This window comes from SAR86 cluster bacterium (assembly GCA_029268615.1).
In the GTDB taxonomy this organism is placed as follows: Bacteria; Pseudomonadota; Gammaproteobacteria; order Magnimaribacterales; family Magnimaribacteraceae; genus JAQWNM01.
Genome location: JAQWNM010000001.1, coordinates 117,317 through 138,064, shown reverse-complemented (window position 1 = coordinate 138,064; position 20,748 = coordinate 117,317). Strand labels below are relative to the sequence as shown.

Annotated in this window: 14 protein-coding genes and 1 pseudogene; 5 read left to right on the top strand and 10 right to left on the bottom strand. The window is 33.9% G+C overall.

Annotated features, from left to right (window positions below; translation table 11 throughout):
* Positions 1-3 precede the first annotated feature (3 nt).
* From P8J93_00645 to P8J93_00635, 3 genes are all read right to left on the bottom strand, one after another.
* Positions 4-1,107, bottom strand: a complete 1,104-nt coding sequence (locus P8J93_00645) for a diiron oxygenase (protein MDG2060312.1) — start codon at positions 1,105-1,107, stop codon at positions 4-6.
* A gap of 138 nt (positions 1,108-1,245) precedes the next feature.
* Positions 1,246-3,021 carry a cobaltochelatase subunit CobT gene (locus P8J93_00640; protein MDG2060311.1) on the bottom strand — a complete coding sequence of 592 codons (1,776 nt, stop codon included), beginning with the start codon at positions 3,019-3,021 and terminating at the stop codon, positions 1,246-1,248.
* Positions 3,022-4,023, bottom strand: a complete 1,002-nt coding sequence (locus tag P8J93_00635; protein MDG2060310.1) for an AAA family ATPase — start codon at positions 4,021-4,023, stop codon at positions 3,022-3,024.
* Positions 4,024-4,124: 101 nt separating this feature from the next.
* Here P8J93_00635 and cysE point away from each other — a divergent pair, with 101 nt between their 5' ends.
* Genes cysE through tesB form a run of 3 tightly spaced genes read left to right on the top strand, consistent with a single transcriptional unit; the run spans position 4,125 to position 6,670 of the window.
* Positions 4,125-4,904: a serine O-acetyltransferase gene (cysE, locus tag P8J93_00630; protein ID MDG2060309.1), complete on the top strand. Its 780-nt coding sequence runs from the start codon at positions 4,125-4,127 to the stop codon at positions 4,902-4,904.
* Between the two features lie 15 nt (positions 4,905-4,919).
* Positions 4,920-5,801 carry a crotonase/enoyl-CoA hydratase family protein gene (locus tag P8J93_00625; protein ID MDG2060308.1) on the top strand — a complete coding sequence of 294 codons (882 nt, stop codon included), beginning with the start codon at positions 4,920-4,922 and terminating at the stop codon, positions 5,799-5,801.
* 5 nt (positions 5,802-5,806) lie between these two features.
* Positions 5,807-6,670, top strand: coding sequence for an acyl-CoA thioesterase II (gene tesB / locus P8J93_00620; protein ID MDG2060307.1), 864 nt, complete (start codon positions 5,807-5,809; stop codon positions 6,668-6,670).
* Between the two features lie 20 nt (positions 6,671-6,690).
* On the opposite strand, the pseudogene P8J93_00615 reads toward tesB, so the two are convergent.
* From P8J93_00615 to P8J93_00600, 4 genes and pseudogenes are all read right to left on the bottom strand, one after another.
* Positions 6,691-8,136, bottom strand: a pseudogene (locus P8J93_00615) (glutamate synthase subunit beta).
* Positions 8,136-12,722 carry a glutamate synthase large subunit gene (gene gltB, locus P8J93_00610; GenBank protein MDG2060306.1) on the bottom strand — a complete coding sequence of 1,529 codons (4,587 nt, stop codon included), beginning with the start codon at positions 12,720-12,722 and terminating at the stop codon, positions 8,136-8,138. The pseudogene P8J93_00615 and the gene gltB overlap by 1 nt, the downstream one beginning before the upstream one ends.
* A 129-nt stretch (positions 12,723-12,851) precedes the next feature.
* A complete protein-coding gene (gene aroB, locus P8J93_00605) occupies positions 12,852-13,943 on the bottom strand; it encodes a 3-dehydroquinate synthase (protein ID MDG2060305.1) in 1,092 nt (363 codons plus the stop codon).
* Positions 13,944-13,952: 9 nt separating this feature from the next.
* The gene (locus tag P8J93_00600) at positions 13,953-14,453 is read right to left on the bottom strand and encodes a shikimate kinase (protein MDG2060304.1); all 501 of its coding nucleotides are present in this window, start codon (positions 14,451-14,453) and stop codon (positions 13,953-13,955) included.
* Between the two features lie 58 nt (positions 14,454-14,511).
* On the opposite strand from P8J93_00600, the gene P8J93_00595 reads away from it, so the two are divergent.
* Positions 14,512-16,869: a PBP1A family penicillin-binding protein gene (locus P8J93_00595; GenBank protein MDG2060303.1), complete on the top strand. Its 2,358-nt coding sequence runs from the start codon at positions 14,512-14,514 to the stop codon at positions 16,867-16,869.
* Between the two features lie 4 nt (positions 16,870-16,873).
* On the opposite strand, the gene slmA is transcribed toward P8J93_00595, so the two are convergent.
* The 3 genes from slmA to P8J93_00580 are packed head-to-tail and all read right to left on the bottom strand — an operon-like array spanning position 16,874 to position 19,703.
* Positions 16,874-17,455, bottom strand: coding sequence for a nucleoid occlusion factor SlmA (gene slmA / locus P8J93_00590; protein MDG2060302.1), 582 nt, complete (start codon positions 17,453-17,455; stop codon positions 16,874-16,876).
* Positions 17,452-18,327 (bottom strand): acetylglutamate kinase, encoded by an 876-nt coding sequence (argB, locus tag P8J93_00585; GenBank protein ID MDG2060301.1) that lies wholly within the window; start codon positions 18,325-18,327, stop codon positions 17,452-17,454. The genes slmA and argB overlap by 4 nt, the downstream gene beginning before the upstream one ends.
* Entirely contained in the window at positions 18,327-19,703 is a 1,377-nt protein-coding gene (locus tag P8J93_00580) for a phosphomannomutase/phosphoglucomutase (protein MDG2060300.1), read from the bottom strand. Before P8J93_00580 ends, argB begins: the two co-directional genes overlap by 1 nt.
* A 127-nt stretch (positions 19,704-19,830) precedes the next feature.
* Between P8J93_00580 and P8J93_00575 the strand changes: the two genes are divergently transcribed.
* Complete coding sequence (locus P8J93_00575; protein ID MDG2060299.1) at positions 19,831-20,748, top strand: branched-chain amino acid transaminase; 918 nt, start codon at positions 19,831-19,833, stop codon at positions 20,746-20,748.

Genomic DNA, 20,748 nt, shown 5'->3' with positions numbered 1-20,748 from the left:
TTTTCAAGCTAATTTAGTTTCGTATTCAAGAGGTTTGGATAATTCTTCCCAACTGGTTTGACCATCGTCTTCTAAATTTTGAAATTCTAGAATTCCCATTTTTTCGTATTTCTCTGAAACTTCATCTGTCAACAAGCCAATTCTTTTTAAGTTTGGCATAATTTTTGAGAATAATAGATTTAAAAATATATGAGCGCTCTCAGATTGGTTCGAAAATTCAGTGGCTTCATCAAAATTCCAGCCATAATGATTCATAACATTAGTAGAGGTAAATCTATCTCTCATTACCACACAAGCCTCATAAGCAAACTCGGCTCTATCTTGCCTTTCTTCTGCTGAAAGGGTTGAAACAAAATCTTCTAGGTAATTAACGCCAAAAGTGACATGCCTCGCTTCATCTCTAATTACTAGATAGAAAATATCCTTTAAAAGCGGGTCCATTGAACTTATTCTTGTTCTTTCAAAAGCAGCTAGAGCTAAACCTTCTATGATAATTTGCATTCCTATAAATTTAAGGTCCCATCTAGGGTCTGTTAGTATCTTATCTAATAAAAGCTTTAAGCCTGGCATAATAGGATAAGTCCAACCTATTCTTTCTTGTAAATATTTATTAAAAACTTCTACGTGTCTAGCTTCATCAAAAGTTTGAGATGCTGCATAGAGTTTAGCTTGATAGGTCGGAGCACAGGAGACTAGTTGCGAGGCAACGAGAAGAGCGCCTTGTTCTCCATGTGTTATGTTGCTAAGACCGCTAGCCAAGATATGCCAGCTAAATTCTATTTTTTCTTTTTCTGATAGTTTATCATAGGGTCCAAATCCTTTAAATTGCTGCATATCAGCATTAGAAGCCCATTGATCTAAAGGATAATGGTCTTGCGTCCAATCTAGGTCAGTAGTTGTATTCCAGTTAAGCTCTTTGCCTAGTTCGTATAATTTTTTTAATCTATTATCAGCTACCGTATAATCCCAATTATAAGAACCTGTTAAAGGTGTTTGAAATATTTCAATTATATCTTCTATATGTTGCGGTTTGAGTTTTGATTCAATGTCTTCGTCTTTAAAGAAGCGCATTTCTTTAGGACAAGCCTCAACTTTGGTAATTTTCATAGCCATATTTTCCCCAAAAAAAAGGTTTTATGAATATTTAGATTAAATTTCCATATTCTGGATTCTAACATTAGCATTTGTTTAAATTTTAATCTACAAAAAGGAGAAGATTATCAAATGCTAAACCCCTGTAAATGTTTATTCTTCTTGACTAAAAAGGTTTGTTAATTGATCAAGCATAACACCACCAAGTTCTTCGGCTCTATGAATAGTCACAGCTTTTTTGTAATATCTTGTAACATCATGACCTATTCCTATTGCAATTAGATTAACAGGAGAATTATTTTCTATAGAGTTAATAACTTGTCTTAAATGCATATCAAGGTAATTAGTGGGGTTAGTAGAAAGAGTGCTATCGTCTACAGGAGCTCCATCTGAAATAACCATAAGAATTTTTCTTTGTTCATGTCTTTTTATTAATCTATCGTGAGCCCAAATTAATGCCTCTCCGTCAACATTTTCTTTTAATAGTCCTTCCCTTAGCATTAGGCCAAAGTTTTTATGACCTCTTCTCCAAGGAGTATCTGCAGATTTAAATATTATATGCCTTAAGTCATTTAATCTTCCAGGGTTTATGCCTTTTCCTGATTCCGTCCAAAGTTTTCTACTTTCTCCTCCTTTCCATTGAGAGGTTGTAAACCCAAGTACTTCTGTTTTTACATTACATCTCTCCAATGTCGTACTTATAATATCTGCACTAATTGCTGCAACTGTCATTGACCTCCCCCTCATTGATCCAGAGCTATCTACTAGGATGCTAACAACTGTATCTCTAAATTCTGTATCTTTTTCTACTTTATAGGTCAAAGGACTTACTGGATCTAAAATTATCTTATGCAATCTGGAAGAATCCAAGATGCCTTCTTCTTTATTAAATTCCCAAGACCTGTTTTGTTGTGCCATCAGAAGTCTTTGCAGTCTATTAGCTAGCTTAGATATAGTTGATTTACTAGGCCCCATCAATTGATCAAGATGCTTTCTTAAACGGTTTAATTCTTCAGAAGTACATAGATCAGTGGCATCTATTTCTTCATCAAATTCTCTAGTAAAAACTTTATAAGTAAAATTATTTTGTTGTTGTACTAGTTGTTCAAGCCAAGAATGATTTGCTGAGGAATTTTCTAAATCATCAACAAAATTTTCTGCTCCCATCTCATCAGATTCACCTTCTTGCATCTCCTCTTCGTTTTCTATTTCTTCGGAAGGGTTATTTTCAGAGGAGCCTTCCTCTTCTTCTGAATTATCTTCTGAATTATCTTCTTCAGATTGTTGAGGATCAGATTCTTGTATTTCATTTTCTTCTAAAATTTTGTCTTCTATTTCTAGAGCATGTAATAATTTTCTGGCAACTTCAGAAAACTCTACTTGGCTTTCAAGAGAATTTTCTAGTTCTTTTTTAAAAATTGAACCTTTAGAATTAAAAATATTTTTCCAAGGATCTAGATATTTTGAAGTAGCTTTAGAAGACTTCTCATGAAGAAGGAGTTGTCTTAGCCAACCTTCAAGTGCTATTGGCAGGGCTTCCTCTTGATCATTATCAAGTTCTGATATGATGCATTTTTTTTCATATCTTTTTTTTAGATTTGCTTGTATTCCATTAAAATTTTTAGAACCTAATATTTCGACTCTAATATCTTCAAGTTGAATTAGTAAGTTATTTATCTTTAAGCTTCCTGTATCAACAGAAATTTGTTCATTTCTATATCTTTTTGCGCAGGCAACAGCATCTGCATTTCCTCTGAATTCAGGTAACTTATTTTTTAAAGTTGGCGGGTTTGGAAAAGAAATAGAGTTTTTTGTATTATTTGCAAGACCGCCAAAATTAATTTCTAGATTAGGATCTTTCGCTATAGCTCTTATTGTTGAAGCTACAGCATCCTTTACTGATTCATTAGAGTTAGAGTTTCCAGACATTTAGGCCGATTCTTTTTCTTCTAAAGATTCAGAAATAGAATCAGTTAATTCTTCATCAAAGCATCTTTGATAATATTCAGCTATGATAGTTCTTTCAGTTTCATCACATTTATTTAAAAAGGTTAATTCAAAAGCTTTTTCTCTATTTTGAAAGATAATAGTATTTTCAGCCCAACTTAAAACAGTCCTAGGAGACATTAGGGTTGATATATCTCCATTATTGAATCCTTGTCTTGTAAGATTAGCTATAGAGATCATATCTTTTACCTCTTTTATCCCTTTTTGATTATTAAAGCTTGGGACTTTTGCCAAGATAACCCTGAGTTCTAGTTCGGCCTCTAAATAATTCAATGGGCTTACAATATGCCATCTATCCATTTGACCTTGATTTATTTGCTGAGTTCCATGATATAGACCTGAAGTATCACCTAGTCCTACAGTATTAGCAGTTGAGAAGAGTCTAAAGTATGGATGCGGCGTGATAACTTTATTTTGATCTAGTAATGTTAGTTTTCCTTCAACTTCTAGAATCCTCTGAATTACAAACATAACATCAGGTCTACCTGCATCATATTCATCAAAAACTAAAGCGGTAGAACTTTGTAATGCCCAGGGCAATATACCCTCTTTAAATTCAGTAACTTGCTTTCCATCTCTCAAGACAATTGCATCCTTTCCCAAGAGATCTATTCTACTAATATGACTATCTAGATTTACTCTTATACAGGGCCAGTTCAATCTTGCTGCAACTTGTTCTATATGAGTTGATTTACCTGATCCATGAAGACCTTGAATCATAACCCTTCTATTATGTGTAAAGCCAGCAAGAATTGCCAAGGTTGTATCTTTATCAAATTGATAAGTAGAATCTATACTAGGAACATATTCATTAGGTTCGCTAAATCCAGGGACTTTTAAATCCACGTCTAAATCAAAAGTTTGTAAAACATCTAGCTCTATGTCGGGCGTTTTATCAGAATATTCAGTATTAATATTTGTCATATATGCTTCTTATAAAAAAAGGATGTTTATTATCCCTATTTGAATTATTTCAGCAAGGTCTCTTAGTAGAGTAGAATACTTATATTTAATTCTAATGGAAGATGACACAGGTAAATGTAACCAAAGTTTGGGAAACAATTCAGGAAGAAACCCTTAAACGGGTAAAGGCAGAACCTGTACTAGCAAGTTTTTTTCATAGTATGATTTTAGAGCATCATTCTTTTTCTTCTGCTATAGCAAATCAGTTAGCAAACGATCTTTCAACGTCTTCAGTTCTTCCGTTAATGATTCGGAATATCATTAGAGAATCTATGAAAGAAAAGAAAGAAATTTTAGCAGGTGTGACAAAAGATTTAGTGGCAGTTAAAGAAAGAGATCCAGCATGCAAGTTCTATTCAACGCCTATTTTATTTTACAAAGGCTTTAGAGCGCTTCAATCTCATAGAGTAGCTAACTGGCTATGGAATAATCAACGGCATACTTTAGCTTTATTTTTTCAAAGTAGGGCTTCAGAAGTTTATGGTGTGGATATCCATCCAGCTGCTTCTATTGGCGATGGAGTTATGATTGATCATGGAACGGGTGTTGTTATAGGAGAAACAGCTGTAGTTGAAGACAATGTTTCTATATTTTCTGGAGTTGTTATTGGCGGCACAGGTAAAGAAAGAGGAGATAGACATCCTAAAATAAGGGAAGGTGTTCTTTTAAGTAGTGCGTCTATTATTTTAGGGAATGTAGAAGTGGGAAAGTATGCAAAAGTAGCAGCAGGAAGTGTAGTGCTTGAAAATGTTAAAGAGCATATTACTGTAGCTGGTATACCAGCTAAACCCTCAGGGTCTTCAGGAGAAAATCCAGCTATTGAAGTTGATCACACTATATAATATGAAGGATGAAATATGAAATTTGAAACTATACTTTATGAGATAAAAGATAAAATTCTAACTATAAAACTTAATAGACCAGACCGTTTAAATGCCTTCAATGGGCAAATGATGGATGATTTAATAGAGGCAGTTAGAATAGCAGGTGAGGATGATGAGGTAAGGGTTATTATTGTCACCGGAGAAGGTAGAGGGTTTTGTGCTGGAGCCGATTTAGGGGCAGGAGCAAATACTTTTAATAGAGATGTCAGAAATAATAAAGGAGAATCTCCAAGTAAAAACGAGGAATTAGAATGGATAAGGGACGGAGGTGGTAGAACGACTCTAGCCTTTTATGAATGCCCAAAACCGATGATTGCGGCTATAAATGGACCAGCTGTCGGTGTTGGAATAACAATGACCCTTCCAATGGATATCAGATTAGCTAGCAATGAAGCAAAAATTGGTTTTGTATTTGCAAGAAGAGGTTTAGTTCCAGAAGCAGCCTCTAGTTGGTTTTTGCCCCGTATAGTTGGAATAAGTAAAGCTTTAGAATGGACTTATACCGGAAAAGTATTCTCTGCTGATGAAGCCTTATCTGGGGGCCTAATAAGATCAATTCATGATAATAATTCTTTATATAATGAAGCTTTAAAGATAGCACAAGAGATTATTGACAATACTTCGCCAGTTTCAATAACAATGACAAGACAAATGTTGTGGAAAATGTTGGGCGCTGATCATCCTATGGAAGCCCATAAAATAGATTCTAGAGCCATATATGAACTCGGCAGAGGTAAAGATGTTAAAGAGGGAGTGGATTCATTTTTAGAAAAGCGAGAAGCTAATTTTCCAAGTAAAGTTAGCAAAGATATGCCGGACTTTTATCCATGGTGGAAGAATAGAAATTTTGAATAATTATTATGGCAAAAAAAGTATTAACTAGATTAATAAAATTATTAAATTTAGAGTCCTTAGAAGAAAATTTATTTCGGGGTCAGAGTGAGAATATAGGGGGACCTAGAGTTTTTGGGGGTCAGGTTTTAGGCCAAGCTCTTTATGCTGCATTAAAGACTGTACCAAAAGAGAGAATAGCACACTCATTGCATGGGTATTTTTTAAGGCCAGGAGATATGAATTACCCAATTATCTATGATGTAGATAGAATCAGAGATGGGGGTAGTTTTACAACCAGAAGGGTGGTTGCTATTCAAAAAGGGGAACCTATTTTTAATATGTCAGCATCTTTTCATATTAAAGAAAAAGGATTGCAACATCAGATAGACATGCCCGATATACCCGGCCCTGATAAATGTCAAAGTGATATAAAGATCAGAATGGAAAATGCTGAAAAGATACCTGAGTCAATGAGAGACTTTTTTTTAAGAGAGAGACCTTTAGAGCTAAGATATCCTCATGTAGAAGATATGTTTCAACCAAAAAAAAGGCCTCCTTATAGATATATGTGGATGAGAACAGTAGGAAAATTACCTGATGATCTAACTCTTCATCAAGCTATATTAGCTTACGCATCAGATATGGGCCTTTTAGGTACCTCATATAATCCTCATGGTCTAGGAATGGCAGCTGGAAAACTTCAATCAGCTAGTTTAGACCATGCAATGTGGTTTCATAGACCATTTAAGATGGATAAGTGGTTGTTGTATGCTACTGATAGTCCTAGTGCAAGCAATGCTAGAGGTTTTAATAGAGGGAGTATTTATACGAGAGAGGGTGTTCTTGTTGCTTCCGCAGTTCAAGAAGGTTTAATGAGGCTAAGGAAGTAATTTTTATTTAAGAGTCTAAATCAGATTAGCTCAGTTTTGCCCATTAATTCACGGTCTATTTCTCTAGCTGCTGCTCTTCCTTCATTAATAGCCCACACAACAAGTGATTGTCCTCGCCTGCAATCACCGGCAGCAAATATTCTAGGGTTATTAGTCTTATGAATATTATGTTCTGCCTTGTAGTTACTTTTCTTATCTAAATCGATTTGAGTAGAACCTAAAGTGTAATTTTCTGGACCTAAAAATCCCATAGCTAGTAAAATTAAATCCGCTTCCCATGTTTTTTCAGTTCCTGACACCTCCTTGAAGTTACTATCAACTTCTATGGTTTTTATCCCTGTTAAGACACCTGCACTATTTCTAATGAATTCTTTTCCAGATATTGAGTAGACTCTTGGATCAGAACCAAATTTCACGGAAGATTCTTCATGCCCATAGTCTACTTTATGTATTCTAGGAAATAATGGCCAAGGATTATTTTCAGCTCTTGTCTTGGGAGGTTGAGCCATGATTTCAAAATTAATCAAGGAAGTACATTCATGCCTTAAAGAAGTGCCAATGCAGTCAGTGCCAGTATCTCAACCTCCTATGACAATGACCCTTTTATCTTTTGCACTAATATATTTATTGTCCAAATGTTGGGTATCTAAGTAACTCTTTGTATTTTTTCTTAAAAAATCCATAGCAAAGTAAACACCAGGACCTTCTCTATTAGGTATCCCTAGATCTCTTGGGTTAGTTGCACCAGTCGTTAATAAAACAATATGGTTAGTTTTTAGTAAGGATTCAATTGAAGTACCTTCCTGAGAGCCTATGTCTTGATTGATTTTAAAGGAGATCCCCTCTTCCTTCATTTGCTCCACTCTAAGATCAATAATAGATTTATCTAGTTTCATATTAGGAATTCCATACATCATTAATCCACCAATTCTATCTGCTCTTTCGTAAACAGTTACATTATGTCCTACGCTATTTAGTTGTTGTGCGGCAGATAAGCCGGCTGGTCCTGAACCTACTATGGCAATATTCTTGTCTGTCCTAAATTTAGGAATTATGGGTTTTAACCACCCTTCTTCATAACCTCTATCTGCAATGGCACATTCTAAGTTTTTTATGGCAACAGGAGTCTCTGTTATTCCTAATACACAAGCTCCTTCACATACAGCAGGGCAAACTCTACCAGTTACTTCAGGGAAGTTATTTGTTTGCAAAAGCCTGTCAAAAGCCTCTTCCCATCTACCTTTGTAAACTAAGTCATTCCATTCAGGAATAAGATTATAAACAGGGCAACCTTCCCCTGATTGGCAAAAGGGTACTCCACAATCCATGCATCGAGAAGCTTGTGTTGCAAGCTCTTTATCATCATGCTCAGTATAAATCTCTTTAAAATCAAGTATTCTTTCTTCAGAAGGTCTGTAAGGTTCTACAGACCTATCAAATTCTTTAAAACCAGTTGATTTACCCATTACACAATCTTTCTTTTTTCAAAATTCATCTCTTCCAACACTCTCTTGTAGTCTACAGGCATTACTTTACAGAAATATTTTAATTCATTATCCCAATTATTTATGATTGTATTGGCAACTGAAGATTCAGTATATCTATAATGATTAGATATTAATTCTTTAAGAGTTGAAATATCTTCTCGGTCTAATTTTTCTAACTCGAAGGTGTCCTTATTGCATTTTTCTTCAAATTCATTCTTGGGGTTGTAAACATAGGCAATTCCTCCACTCATTCCTGCACCAAAATTTCTTCCAGTAGGTCCTAGAATAACTGCGATACCACCAGTCATATATTCACATCCATGATCTCCTATACCCTCAACTACAACCTTTGCTCCGCTATTTCTCACGCAAAATCTCTCAGAAGCCATACCTCTAAAATATGCCTCACCATCTGTTGCTCCATATAATGCAACGTTTCCGAGAATCATATTTGTTTCAGCTCTGAATTTACTTTCTTTATGTGGATGAATAATTAATTTACCTCCTGAAAGTCCTTTACCTACGAAATCATTAGCATCTCCTTCAAGAGTCATAGTTATCCCTTTAACTAACCAGGCACCTAGACTCTGACCAGCTGATCCTAATAACTTGATATTGATTGTATCCTCAGGTAGACCTTTTTCTTCCCAAACTTTAGCTACTTCATTAGAAAGCATTGTTCCTACAACTCTATTTGTATTTTGTATTGGGGTTTTTATGTTTACTTTTATCCCTTCATCGATAGCTTTTCTGCTTTCCTTAATTAGAAAGTTGTCTAAAGCTTTTTCTAAGCCATGATTCTGATCTTTGGTATGGAAAACTTCTGTATCTTTAAAGATCACTTGAGCAGGTTCAAGGAGTTTTGAGAAATCAAGTCCATTCCTTTTCCAGTGATCTATAGCTTCATTAGACTCTAAATAATCGACTCTTCCTATCATTTCCTCTACTGACTTAAAACCTAAGTCAGCCATGATCAGCCTTAAATCTTTTGCTACCATAAATAAATAATTTACAACATGCTCAGGCTTTCCTTTAAATTTCTTCCTTAATTCTTTATCTTGTGTAGCAATTCCAACTGGACAAGTATTGAGGTGACATTTTCTCATCATTATGCAGCCCAAAGTTACAAGTGGTGCTGTTGCAAAAACAAACTCTTCAGCTCCCAATAAAGCAGCTATGGCTACATCCCTCCCTGTTTTTAGTTGCCCATCAGTTTGTAAAACAACTCTAGATCTTAAATTATTCATAACTAGTGTTTGATGCGTTTCAGCTATGCCTAGTTCCCAGGGGAGTCCAGCGTGTTTTATAGAGGTTAGAGGAGAGGCTCCAGTTCCTCCGTCATGCCCTGCAATAACTAAATGATCGGTTTTAGCTTTGACTACTCCTGAGGCTATTGTTCCAACTCCTATTTCTGAAACAAGTTTTACACTAATTCTAGAAGCTCTATTAGCATTTTTAAGATCATGGATAAGTTGAGCAATATCTTCTATTGAATATATGTCATGATGTGGAGGAGGACTTATTAATCCAACTCCAGGTGTAGAGTGTCTAATTTTTGCAATATATTTATCTACTTTCTTTCCAGGAAGTTCACCACCTTCGCCAGGTTTTGCACCTTGTGCAATCTTTATTTGAAGTTCGTCAGCATTAGTTAGATACCACATCGTTACGCCAAATCTTCCAGAAGCAACTTGTTTTATAGCTGATCTTTTAGATATATTCTCATCAATGGGTTTAAATCTTATAGGGTCTTCTCCACCTTCTCCTGTATTAGATTTGCCTCCTAGTTTATTCATAGCAATAGCCAAAGATTCATGAGATTCAGTAGAAATAGAACCTAAACTCATAGCTCCAGTTGCAAATCTCTTAACAATTTCTTTCTCCGATTCTACCTCTTCTATGTCGATGGATTTATTCTGTGACTTGAATTTGAGCATTCCTCTGAGAGTGCTATTTTTTGTGGTATTTTCATTAGCATGTTTTGAAAAGGTCCAATAAGCTTCTTCATCATTATTTCGTGCGGCTAGCTGAAGGGTAGATATACCTTTTGGATCCCACATATGAGAATCTCCTCCACTCCTCCAATGAAAATCTCCAGGATTTTGTAATGAAGATATTTTTGATTCATCTATTTCAGGAAATCCTATCTCATGCCTTCTTTCTATCTCTTTAACCAAGGTCTTGAAATTGATTCCTTGAACTCTACTAGCAGTTCCTTTAAAGCTTTTTTCTATAATTTCATCAGCTAAGCCCACAGCTTCAAATATCTGAGCACCTTTGTAAGATTGAAGAGTAGAAATACCCATCTTCGCCATCACTTTTAAAATACCCTTAGAAGTGCCTTTTTTATATGAATGAACAATATCTTCGAAAGATTTAAGGTTTGGATCTTGAATTAATCCATCAAGTTTTGATTGCCATAGAGCTTCAAGCGCTAAATAAGGATTAATAGCGTCTGCTCCGTAGCCAAAGAGTAAACAGTGATGATGAACTTCTCGAGCTTCTCCTGTTTCTATTACAATACCAATTTGAGTTCTTTTTTGACAATTTACAAGATGATGATGAACCGATGAACAGCCTAGTAAGGAGCTGATGGCAGTTCTTTCTTTAGAAATATTTTTATCAGAAAGGATTATAAAAGAATACCCTTCTTCAATTGCTTTCTCCGCTTTATTACAAATAGAATCTAAAGCGTTAAGCATACCTTTACATCCAGTTTCCTTTATAAATGTAAGGTCAATTGTTTTTGTTTTCCATCCATGCGATGTTAATTTTTGGATAGATTTTAATTCTAGATTTGAGAGAATTGGGTTTTTTAATCTTAATCTATGAGCATTTTCTGCTTTTGTAGAAAGTAAATTTCCTTCTGGTCCAATTAGACATTCAAGAGACATGATTACTTCTTCTCTTATAGAATCTATAGCTGGGTTAGTGATTTGAGCAAATAATTGCTTAAAGTAATCAAAAAGTAGTCTTGGCTTATCCGATAAGCATGCCAGGGCCGCATCGTTTCCCATAGAGCCTAGAGGATCTCTTAATTCTGTTACCAAAGGAAGCAACATGAATTGCATAGTCTCAGTGGTATATCCAAAGGCCTGCATCCTTGGAATTAAATTATCATTTACTAATGATTCTGGTTCTTCATCAGAGCTTAAGTCATCTAAATCAATTACCTGGTTATTTACCCAGTCCATATATGGATTTTGTTTGCAGACATCTTTTTTTAACTCCTCATCAGGAATCATTCTCCCTTGCTCAAAATCAATTAAAAACATTCTTCCTGGCTGTAAACGTCCTTTACTAATAACGTCCTCAGGGGGAACAGATAAGACTCCCACTTCTGAAGCCATGATTACTTTTTCATTTTTAGTTATATAGTATCGACTTGGTCTCAAACCATTTCTATCTAAAACCGCCCCTACATAATTCCCATCTGTAAAAACTATTGACGCTGGTCCATCCCATGGCTCCATTAGTGATGAGGAGTATTCATAAAATTTTCTCTTCTCTTCAGCCATGCTTTTATCTGATTGCCAAGCTTCTGGAATCATCATCATTACTGACTCTTTTAAGGTTCTACCATTTAAAATGAGAAATTCTAAGACATTGTCAAAAGTGCCTGAATCTGTGCAGTCAGTTTCTGCGATGGGAAATAAATCAGATAATTTGCTACCAAATTTGTCGCTCTTTACTTTACCTTGCCTAGCTGTAATAGCATTTATGTTCCCTTTAAGTGTGTTTATTTCTCCGTTATGACACATATACCTATTTGGTTGAGCTCTATCCCAGGAAGGAAAAGTATTCGTACTAAACCTTGAATGAACCATTGCTAGGTGGGTTTTAAATTCCTTATCTTGAAGATCTGGGTAGAAGGGGAATAATTGAGAAGGAGTGAGCATGCCTTTGTAAACAATAACTTTTGAGGATAGGCTGCAAGCATAAAATAATTTTGCTTCTTTAAGACTAGAGTTGAGTCTTAATTTAAAAGTGAATCTTTTTCTTATAAGATAAAGAGACCTCTCAAACTTTTCTTGATCATTCTTGATATTAGATGATACAAATAGTTGGTAAATTTCTGGCTTGGCATCTAAGGCAGCAGGTCCAATATTAGATCCTTCAGGATCTATTGGAACTTTTCTCCAACCAAGACAATTTTGACCTTCTTCTTTTATAATATTTTCTATTAATTCTCTGCATATTTTGCTCTCTTCGGTATTCTGAGGTAAGAATATGTTTCCAACTGCATAAGAACCTTTTGGAGGTAAAGAAAACTTTAAGTCTTTTACTTTTGATTGGAAGAAAGAATCAGGAAGTGCTACTAAGATTCCTGCTCCATCTCCTGTATTTTCTTCGAAACCGCATCCTCCTCTGTGATCCATTTGAGAATTAACATGGTAAGCATCATCCATGATTTCTCTGGAAGGAATACCTTTTATATTAGCTACAAGACCAACTCCACATGAATCTTTTTCTAAAGAGGGGTCATATAGACCAAATTTATCTGGCAAGCCAAAGCTTTTAGACTTAGTTAAATTTATATTTTTTTGATTTGCTAGCTCTTCCATATATTTCCAGGCCAAATGACACTAACTTAAATAGTTAATATTTAGTAGGCTGGGCGTTTCCTAAATTTGAGCCTTCTCTATTAACAGAAGGATTGTTATTCTAGCTAATCCTGAGTATTAGAGCAAAGGTTAGAATGATTGTTTTAAGACCTTAATTATTAACTCTTTAGGAATATCTTCTTTAACTCTAGCTATGCCAAGACTTTCAAGTAGGATAAATCTCAAAGATTCATTATGTCTTTTTTTATCAGTCTGCATCGCAGAATAGAATTTAGATAAATTAAGTTTTTCTTTAGGTTTTGTTATCAGGCCTAATTGCAAGAGGAGTTTCCTTACTTTGTTAATTTCAAGGTCTGGAATAGGATAGTATTCCTTAGATAAGTTTAATGCTGCAATCATACCTAAAGAAACCGCTTCTCCATGACTATATTTTTTATATTTGCCCAAAGTTTCAAAAGCATGACCAAAAGTATGTCCAAAGTTAAGAAGAGCTCTTAAGTTTTGTTCCTTTTCATCTTTTTCAACAATAGCACTCTTGATTTTTATTGATCTATATATTAAGTAAGTTAAATCAGTATCATTTAATTTTCTTTTTTTTGAAATCTTATTTTCTAGCCAATTAAATAGTTTTTTATCTTTAATTAAGCAATGTTTAATTATTTCAGCAAATCCTTCCGACATTTGAATGGTATTAAGAGATTTTAAAAGAGTTATATCAGCTAAAACTAATTTAGGTTGGTGGAAAGATCCAATTAAGTTCTTTCCTCTTTGGTGATTTATCCCAGTTTTTCCTCCTATAGATGCATCCACTTGAGATAACAGGGTAGAAGGCATTAAAATAAAATCTATACCTCTTAAATAGGTTGCCGCTGCAAAACCAGAAACATCAGAAAGAATCCCCCCACCTACGCAAATGACTAATGCATTTCTACTATAATTCTTTTTGATAAGTAAGTTATGGATTTTTGAAACAGAGGTAAAATTCTTAAGTTTTTCACTAAGGCTTAACTTTAAAGAATTAAGTTTGAAAGGCGAGCATTTATTAATTGATTTAGAGATTTGTGAAATTTTATTCTGAGGAATCTTGGAATCCCATACAATTAATACTTCTCTATCCGAAATAAATTTTTTGATTAAAGAGCTATTTGTAGCTATACCATCACCAACGAAAATTTCATATGAATTATCATTTAAATTTAGTTTAATTTTCTTTTTAGTCATATTTATAAATTATTCAATATTTGCAGCTATCCTTTTTATTAGGTTTTGAAAATTTGTTCGTTTTTCTTGAATTGTTAAAGTGGCTACTTCTTCATAAAGAGGATTGCGGATTTCAGCAAGATTGTTAAGAGTTATTTTTTTATCTTTTACATCAATAAGAGGACGCCTTTTATCAAATTTAGTTCTCTTTATCTGAGTATTGACTGACGTTTGTAAATAGATCACATGATCGCCAGTTTTTATAATCTCTCTATTTTCTTTTTTTAAAATGGAACCTCCGCCAGTAGATAAAACAAAATTATTTCTTTTACTTATTTCTTTTAAGACTGTTGTTTCTCTTTTTCTAAAACCTTCTTCATTCTCTTTCTCAAAAATCCAGTTTATATTAACACCAGTTTTAGATTCAATTACCTTGTCTGAATCAAAGAAAGGTAATTTGAAGAGTTTAGCTAACTCAGGTCCAACTGAAGATTTTCCTGATGCCATTGGACCTACGATAAATATTCTCATAGAGTTATTATATCTTTCATGGGTAATAGTATTTAAATTTTATTAGAATAATCTATATATGAAGATTAAGACTTTAATTCTAAAATTTTGGCTTTTAACAAAGTATTCTCTTATATTATTTTTATTTGGTCTTAGCGGCCTAATTTTGTATGTAGACCCAAAGCTACCTGATGAAACTGAAATAAAAAGAATTCAACTGCAAGTTCCTTTAAAGATATATACCGAAGATAAAAAGCTAATAGGTGAATTTGGCGAAAAAAGAAGGTCAGCACTTATTTTTACAGATATCCATCCTCTTCTTGTTAAGTCATTTATAGCAGCTGAAGATTCTAATTTTTTTGATCATGGAGGGGTTGATTTTAAAGGACTTGCAAGGGCTTTTTACCAATTACTCTCATCTGGAAAGATAGTTGGCGGAGGAAGTACTATAACAATGCAAGTAGCTGGTAATTATCTCACTGGAAGAGATGTAAATTTTTATAGGAAAATTAAAGATATATTTATGGCCTATAAGCTAGAAAATGAATATAGCAAAGAAGAGATATTTGAATTTTATGTAAATAGAATTTTTCTTGGAAATAGAGCTTATGGAATAGCAGCAGCTAGTGAAGTTTATTATGGGAAGTCAGTCTCGGATCTTAACTTAGCTCAATTCGCAATGATAGCATCTTTGCCCAAGGCTCCATCCAGAGTAAATCCAATAAGCAATCCTGCAAGAGCTTTAAGCAGGAGAAACTATGTGTTAAAACGCATGTTGGAATTAGAGTTTATTTTAGAAGACCAATTTAATCTTGCTTTTAGGGCTCCAATCTCAGCTACATATCATGGCCTTGTATCGGAAGTATCCGCGCCATATGTAGCAGAGAATTTAAGAAGATATATGGTAAGTGAGTATGGATTGGCAGTTTACCGGGAGGGTTATGAGGTCTATACAACTATTAGTTCTTCTTTACAAAAGAGTGCAAATAAAGCTCTTAAACAAGGTCTTGAAACTTATGATTATAGGCATGGGTTTAGGGAGCCTGAAAATGTGAAGATAGATTTCCCAGAGGGATTTTTTATTTTAGAGCTAAAAGAAAGGATTGATTACTTAAATAAGATATCTGATCAATACATTCTAAAAAATAATTATGAAGATAATTTTATAAATAGACTGAAATACTCTTTAGAAGATAAAAAGGCAACTAAATATAAATTTCCAGCTGTAGCTATTAATGTAGGAAAGCATCTTACTTTAATGGCTGAGAATGGTGAAATCTATAAAATCCCTTGGAGTGATAATTTATCATGGGCTCGACCTTATATTTCACCTGATCGACGAGGTTTAAAACCTAAGTCATATAATGACATAGTAAATGAAGGGGATATTTTATGGATCTCAGTTTCAGAAATAACTGGGGTGCTTTCACTTTCACAGATACCTGAGGTACAGGGAGCTTTAGTAGCTTTGGATCCCAAGGATGGAGCTGTAAAGGCTTTAGTGGGAGGTTATGATTTTAATTTAAGCAAGTATGACAGAGCTACTCAGTCTGCTCCTCTGCTAGGATCAAATTTTAAACCTTTTCTCTATGCAGCAGCTCTTAATTACAACTTTATGCCAAGTTCTATCATTAATGATGCTCCAGTGGTTTTTGAAGATGAAGAATTAGAAGAAAAATGGAGACCAAGAAATGCAAGTGGAAACTTTTATGGTCCAACTCGCTTACGAGAAGGCTTAGTGCAAAGTAGGAACTTAGTTTCTATAAGATTACTAAGAGAAATAGGAGTAGAAAAAGTTAAGAATTATGTTACAAAATTTGGTTTCAAAAAAGATAGGATGCCTTCAGACTTGTCTTTGGCCTTAGGTACTGCCTCAATGAGTCCATTAGATAATGCTGCTGCTTACTCAGTGTTAGCTAATGGAGGAAAAAAAATAGAACCTTATTTTATTAGTAAAGTGGTAGATAGTAGAGGAAGAATAATTTATGAGAGGGAAAAAATAATAGAGAAAGAAGAACCCGATATTGATCCACGAATTACTTTTATTTTAAAGGATATTCTTCAAGAAGCAGCTTACAGAGGAACAGGAAAAAAAATAAGATCTTTAAACAGATCTGATTTTTCTGCTAAAACAGGCACTACTAATGATGCTGAAAGCACTTGGTTTACTGGTTTCAATGATCACATAGTAACGACAGTCTGGGTGGGGTTTGATACACCAAAGAGTCTTGGGAATAGAGAATTTGGAAGTACAACCGCTTTACCTATTTGGTTAGATTTTATGACACCCATTATACAAGAGATACCTTTAAATAATTCTTTGCCTCCTAATGGTTTAGTATCAATAAAAGTAGATAAGAAGTCAGGAATAAGGGCATCTGAGATATCTAAAAGCAGTTACTTTGAATACTTTCTTCAAGAAACTACACCTAACTAATCTCTTAAGAGATAGACTTTATTAAGAGTTCTATTTGAGGCCCAAATTTTTCTGAAGCATCCTCAGTGAAACCCGACCTAACAAATTGTTGGATAGATCCCTCTACTAGGCATAATAAGAGGTTTGCAGAGGAAGAAGAAGATAGAGCGAGTTTCTTTTTTGTTTCCTGTTCATATTTTTGGAAATTCTGTTTTATATGTAACTCAATCTTAGAAAATATTTGTACTATTCTTTCATCAAGGATTGCCTCATTTTCAGAGAACGCTTCCCTTGTTAGTAGTTTGCTCAAGCCTGGATTCTTTTCACAAAAAATTATTAACATTTTGAGTATTTTTTGTATCTTTTCGAGTGGGCTAATAGACTCATTATTTATTTTTGAAATTAATGCAAAAATATTTCGCTCACAAAAATCTACCAAGCCTTCATAAATTTTTCTTTTGCTAGGAAAATGTCTATAAATTGCTCCTTCTGTAATTTCACATTCTTTTGCTAGTAAAGCAGTAGTTACTTTCACAGGACCTTTTTTTTCTAACATGACAATTAATTTCTGCATAATTTCTAACTGTCTTGGTTTTAGTTCTGTCATTTTTCTTCTAAAAGGGTGCCAACACCTTCAGCTGTTAAAACTTCTAAGAGTACAGCGTGAGGCACTCTACCATCAATAATATGAGCAGCTTTAACTCCGGACTCTAAAGCTTCTACAGCAGAATTTAGTTTAGGCTTCATGCCTCCTTTTATAAAATCTTTATTTAATATTAATTTTGCTTTTTTGGTATTTAATTGAGGAATTAATTCATTCTTGTGGTCTGATATTCCATTGACATCTGTAAGAAGAATTAGTTTTTCAGCATTTAAGCTAGCTGCTATCTTAGATGCAACTAGATCAGCATTAATGTTCAAAGTTTGTTTATTATCTATTCCTAAAGGGGCGATTACTGGGATTATATTTTTACTTAATAAAGCCTTAATTTGCTTTACATCAATACTTTTTACTTTGCCCACAAAGCCCAAATTAACTTTTTCGTCTTTATTAAGAATATTTAATTTTGTAGCTTTAACTAACGCCTTCTTATTACCCATTAAACCCCTAGATTTTCCTCCAAAATTTTGAATAAGGTTTACTATTTCTTTATTGATGGTATTTCCCAAAACTTTTATTACTATTTTTAGAGTCTCTTTATCTGTAACTCTTTGACCCATAATAAAGTTTGACTTGATTCCTTTTTTTGTGAGCTCATCTTTTATTTGAGGACCTCCGCCATGAATAATTACTGGAAGCATTCCAACTAGTTTCATTAGGGCTATATCTTTGGCAAAGCCAAATTTTAGGTCATCTCTTGACATTGCAGCACCGCCATATTTTATGACTATTATTTTGCCTTGGAATCTCTGTATATAAGGCAACCCTTCGCTTAATACTAAAGCTATATTTTCTGCTTCTTTTCTAGTGATGCTCATTAACCAAATTTCATTAACTTTTTGTCTATCTTACCTATTTCTTTTCTAAATAAATCAATAATTCTTTCTAGTTCTTTTTCTGTTTCGGCTTCAAATCTAAGAACAAGTATTGCTGAAGTATTAGACGCCCTTAAAAGACCCCATCCATTTTTAAATTCAGCTCTTACACCATCAATGTAAATTATATTTGCATCAGGAAAGCTTGCCATTGTTTTAAAGTCTTCAATTATCTTAAATTTATCCTCTTCTTCTACTTCAATATTGATTTCAGGTGTAGAGAATATTTTAGGTATGGATTTGAATTGATCTTCCTCTGAATTTGAAATGATTTCTAATAATCTTGCTCCAGCATAAATTCCATCATCAAAACCAGGCCATCTATCATTAAAAAATATATGACCACTCATTTCTCCACCTAAAGCAGCACTAACTTCTCTTATTTTTTCTTTGATAAAAGAATGACCTGTTTTCGATATAACTGGAATACCATCATATTCTTTAATGATTTCAGGAAGGAGTTTAGAGCATTTTACATCGTAAACTATTTTCCTTTTATTTTTCTTTTCTAAAATATCTTTAGCAAAAAGCATCATTTGCCTATCAGCATAAATAATTTCTCCAGTAGGTGAGACGACACCCAGTCTATCTCCATCTCCATCAAAGGCTAGTCCAATATCTGCTTTATTTCTCTTAACTTCTGATATCAGATCCTGCATATTTTCTTCCCTTGAGGGATCTGGATGGTGGTTAGGGAAATCACCATCTAATTCACAAAAAAGTGAAATAACTTCACATCCAAGATCTGTAAATATTTTTTGAGCAATAACACTCGCTGCTCCATTTCCACAATCTATTACAATCTTTAAAGACCTTTTCAGGTTAATATTTTCAACGATACATCTTGAGTATTTCTGCAGTATCCCTATATTTTTTTCTTCTCCTTTTAGAAAGTTCTCAGATCTAGAATTATCAAATTGTAGTATAGAATTTTTAAGGTTCTGTATTTGCTCACCTGAAATTGCAACATTATTCATGACAATTTTAAATCCATTAAAGTTTGATGGATTGTGACTTCCTGTGATCATAATTCCACAATCAGTTTCTAATGTATGTGTTGCGAAATATAAAGCAGGAGTTGGAACAATACCTATATCTATAACGTTGCAACCAGTTTTAAGTATACCTTTTTTTAAAAAATTACACATTTGAGGACTGGAATTTCTTCCATCTCTTCCAACTATGACTGATGATTTTCCATGAATTATAGTTAGTTTAGCTAGTTCAATTCCTATATGAATAACAACTTCTTCACTAAGATCTTCAAAGGCAATTCCTCTTATATCGTAAGCTCTAAATATATTCTCATTAAGTTTCAATTTTTTTCCCTTTTTCTAACATCATATTTTATATTCTATTTTAAGATGTTATTTTTTAGTATGTTACTGCAAGGCTATGATAATCTTGCTGATCTTATTTTAATAATTTTTTTTTAAGGAATAAAAAGTGGATTTATCTAATGTCAATGGTCAAATATGGTTAGACGGAGAATGGGTAGACTGGTCTGAAGCTAAAGTGCATGTATTAACTCATACTTTGCATTATGGTGTGGGAGTTTTTGAAGGAGTAAGAGCTTACTCTAGTCCACAAGGTACTTCCATCTTTAGGTTAAAGGATCACACGGAGAGATTATTTTCTTCAGCCAAAACAGTAAATTTACCAATGCAATTTTCTAAAGAGGAACTTAATCTAGCTCAAGTTGAGGTTATTAAGAGGAATAATCTTAAAGAAGCTTATATTAGACCCATGTGCTTCTATGGATCAGAAGGTATGGGGCTTAGGGCAGACAACCTCAAAGTTCATACAATTATAGCGGCGTGGGAATGGCCTTCTTACATGTCTCCAGAAGCTGCAGAAAAAGGAATAAATGTTAAAATTTCTGATTATAAAAGGCAGGTTAGAAATCCTGTCTCTTCCGCTAAAGTGAATGGAAATTATGTAAATTCCATTGTTGCCTTAAACGAAGTTCTTAATGAAGGTTACGATGAGGCTTTAATGCTAGATTTAGAGGGATATATAGCTGAAGGTTCAGGAGAAAATTTCTTTGTAGTAAAAAATAAAGAACTTCATACTCCTGACTTGGATGCTTGCTTAGATGGCATTACAAGAAAATCCATCATTGATCTAGCTAAACAAAAAGGGATAAATACAGTAGTTAGGAAAATAATGCCTCATGAAATAAAAGATATAGATGAAGCTTTTTTCACTGGTACTGCTGCTGAAGTTGTTCCTATTAGAGCAATTGATTCTAATCATGTAGGCTCAGGTAAAAGAGGAGAAGTAACTGAAATTTTACAAAAAACCTATTATGAGCAAGTAAGGGGGCTAAGATCAGAGTTTCAAGATTGGCATACTTACATTTAA

Bases quoted from the DNA above. Each gene is read 5' to 3' on its own strand.
- P8J93_00640 (MDG2060311.1), bottom strand. From the start codon at position 3,021: ATGTCTGGAAACTCTAACTCTAATGAATCAGTAAAGGATGCTGTAGCT.
- P8J93_00635 (MDG2060310.1), bottom strand. From the start codon at position 4,023: ATGACAAATATTAATACTGAATATTCTGATAAAACGCCCGACATAGAG.
- gltB (MDG2060306.1), bottom strand. From the start codon at position 12,722: ATGGAAGAGCTAGCAAATCAAAAAAATATAAATTTAACTAAGTCTAAA.
- aroB (MDG2060305.1), bottom strand. From the start codon at position 13,943: ATGACTAAAAAGAAAATTAAACTAAATTTAAATGATAATTCATATGAA.
- P8J93_00600 (MDG2060304.1), bottom strand. From the start codon at position 14,453: ATGAGAATATTTATCGTAGGTCCAATGGCATCAGGAAAATCTTCAGTT.
- tesB (MDG2060307.1), top strand. From the start codon at position 5,807: ATGGCAAAAAAAGTATTAACTAGATTAATAAAATTATTAAATTTAGAG.
- P8J93_00625 (MDG2060308.1), top strand. From the start codon at position 4,920: ATGAAATTTGAAACTATACTTTATGAGATAAAAGATAAAATTCTAACT.
- slmA (MDG2060302.1), bottom strand. From the start codon at position 17,455: ATGACAGAACTAAAACCAAGACAGTTAGAAATTATGCAGAAATTAATT.
- cysE (MDG2060309.1), top strand. From the start codon at position 4,125: ATGACACAGGTAAATGTAACCAAAGTTTGGGAAACAATTCAGGAAGAA.
- P8J93_00595 (MDG2060303.1), top strand. From the start codon at position 14,512: ATGAAGATTAAGACTTTAATTCTAAAATTTTGGCTTTTAACAAAGTAT.
- P8J93_00645 (MDG2060312.1), bottom strand. From the start codon at position 1,107: ATGAAAATTACCAAAGTTGAGGCTTGTCCTAAAGAAATGCGCTTCTTT.
- argB (MDG2060301.1), bottom strand. From the start codon at position 18,327: ATGAGCATCACTAGAAAAGAAGCAGAAAATATAGCTTTAGTATTAAGC.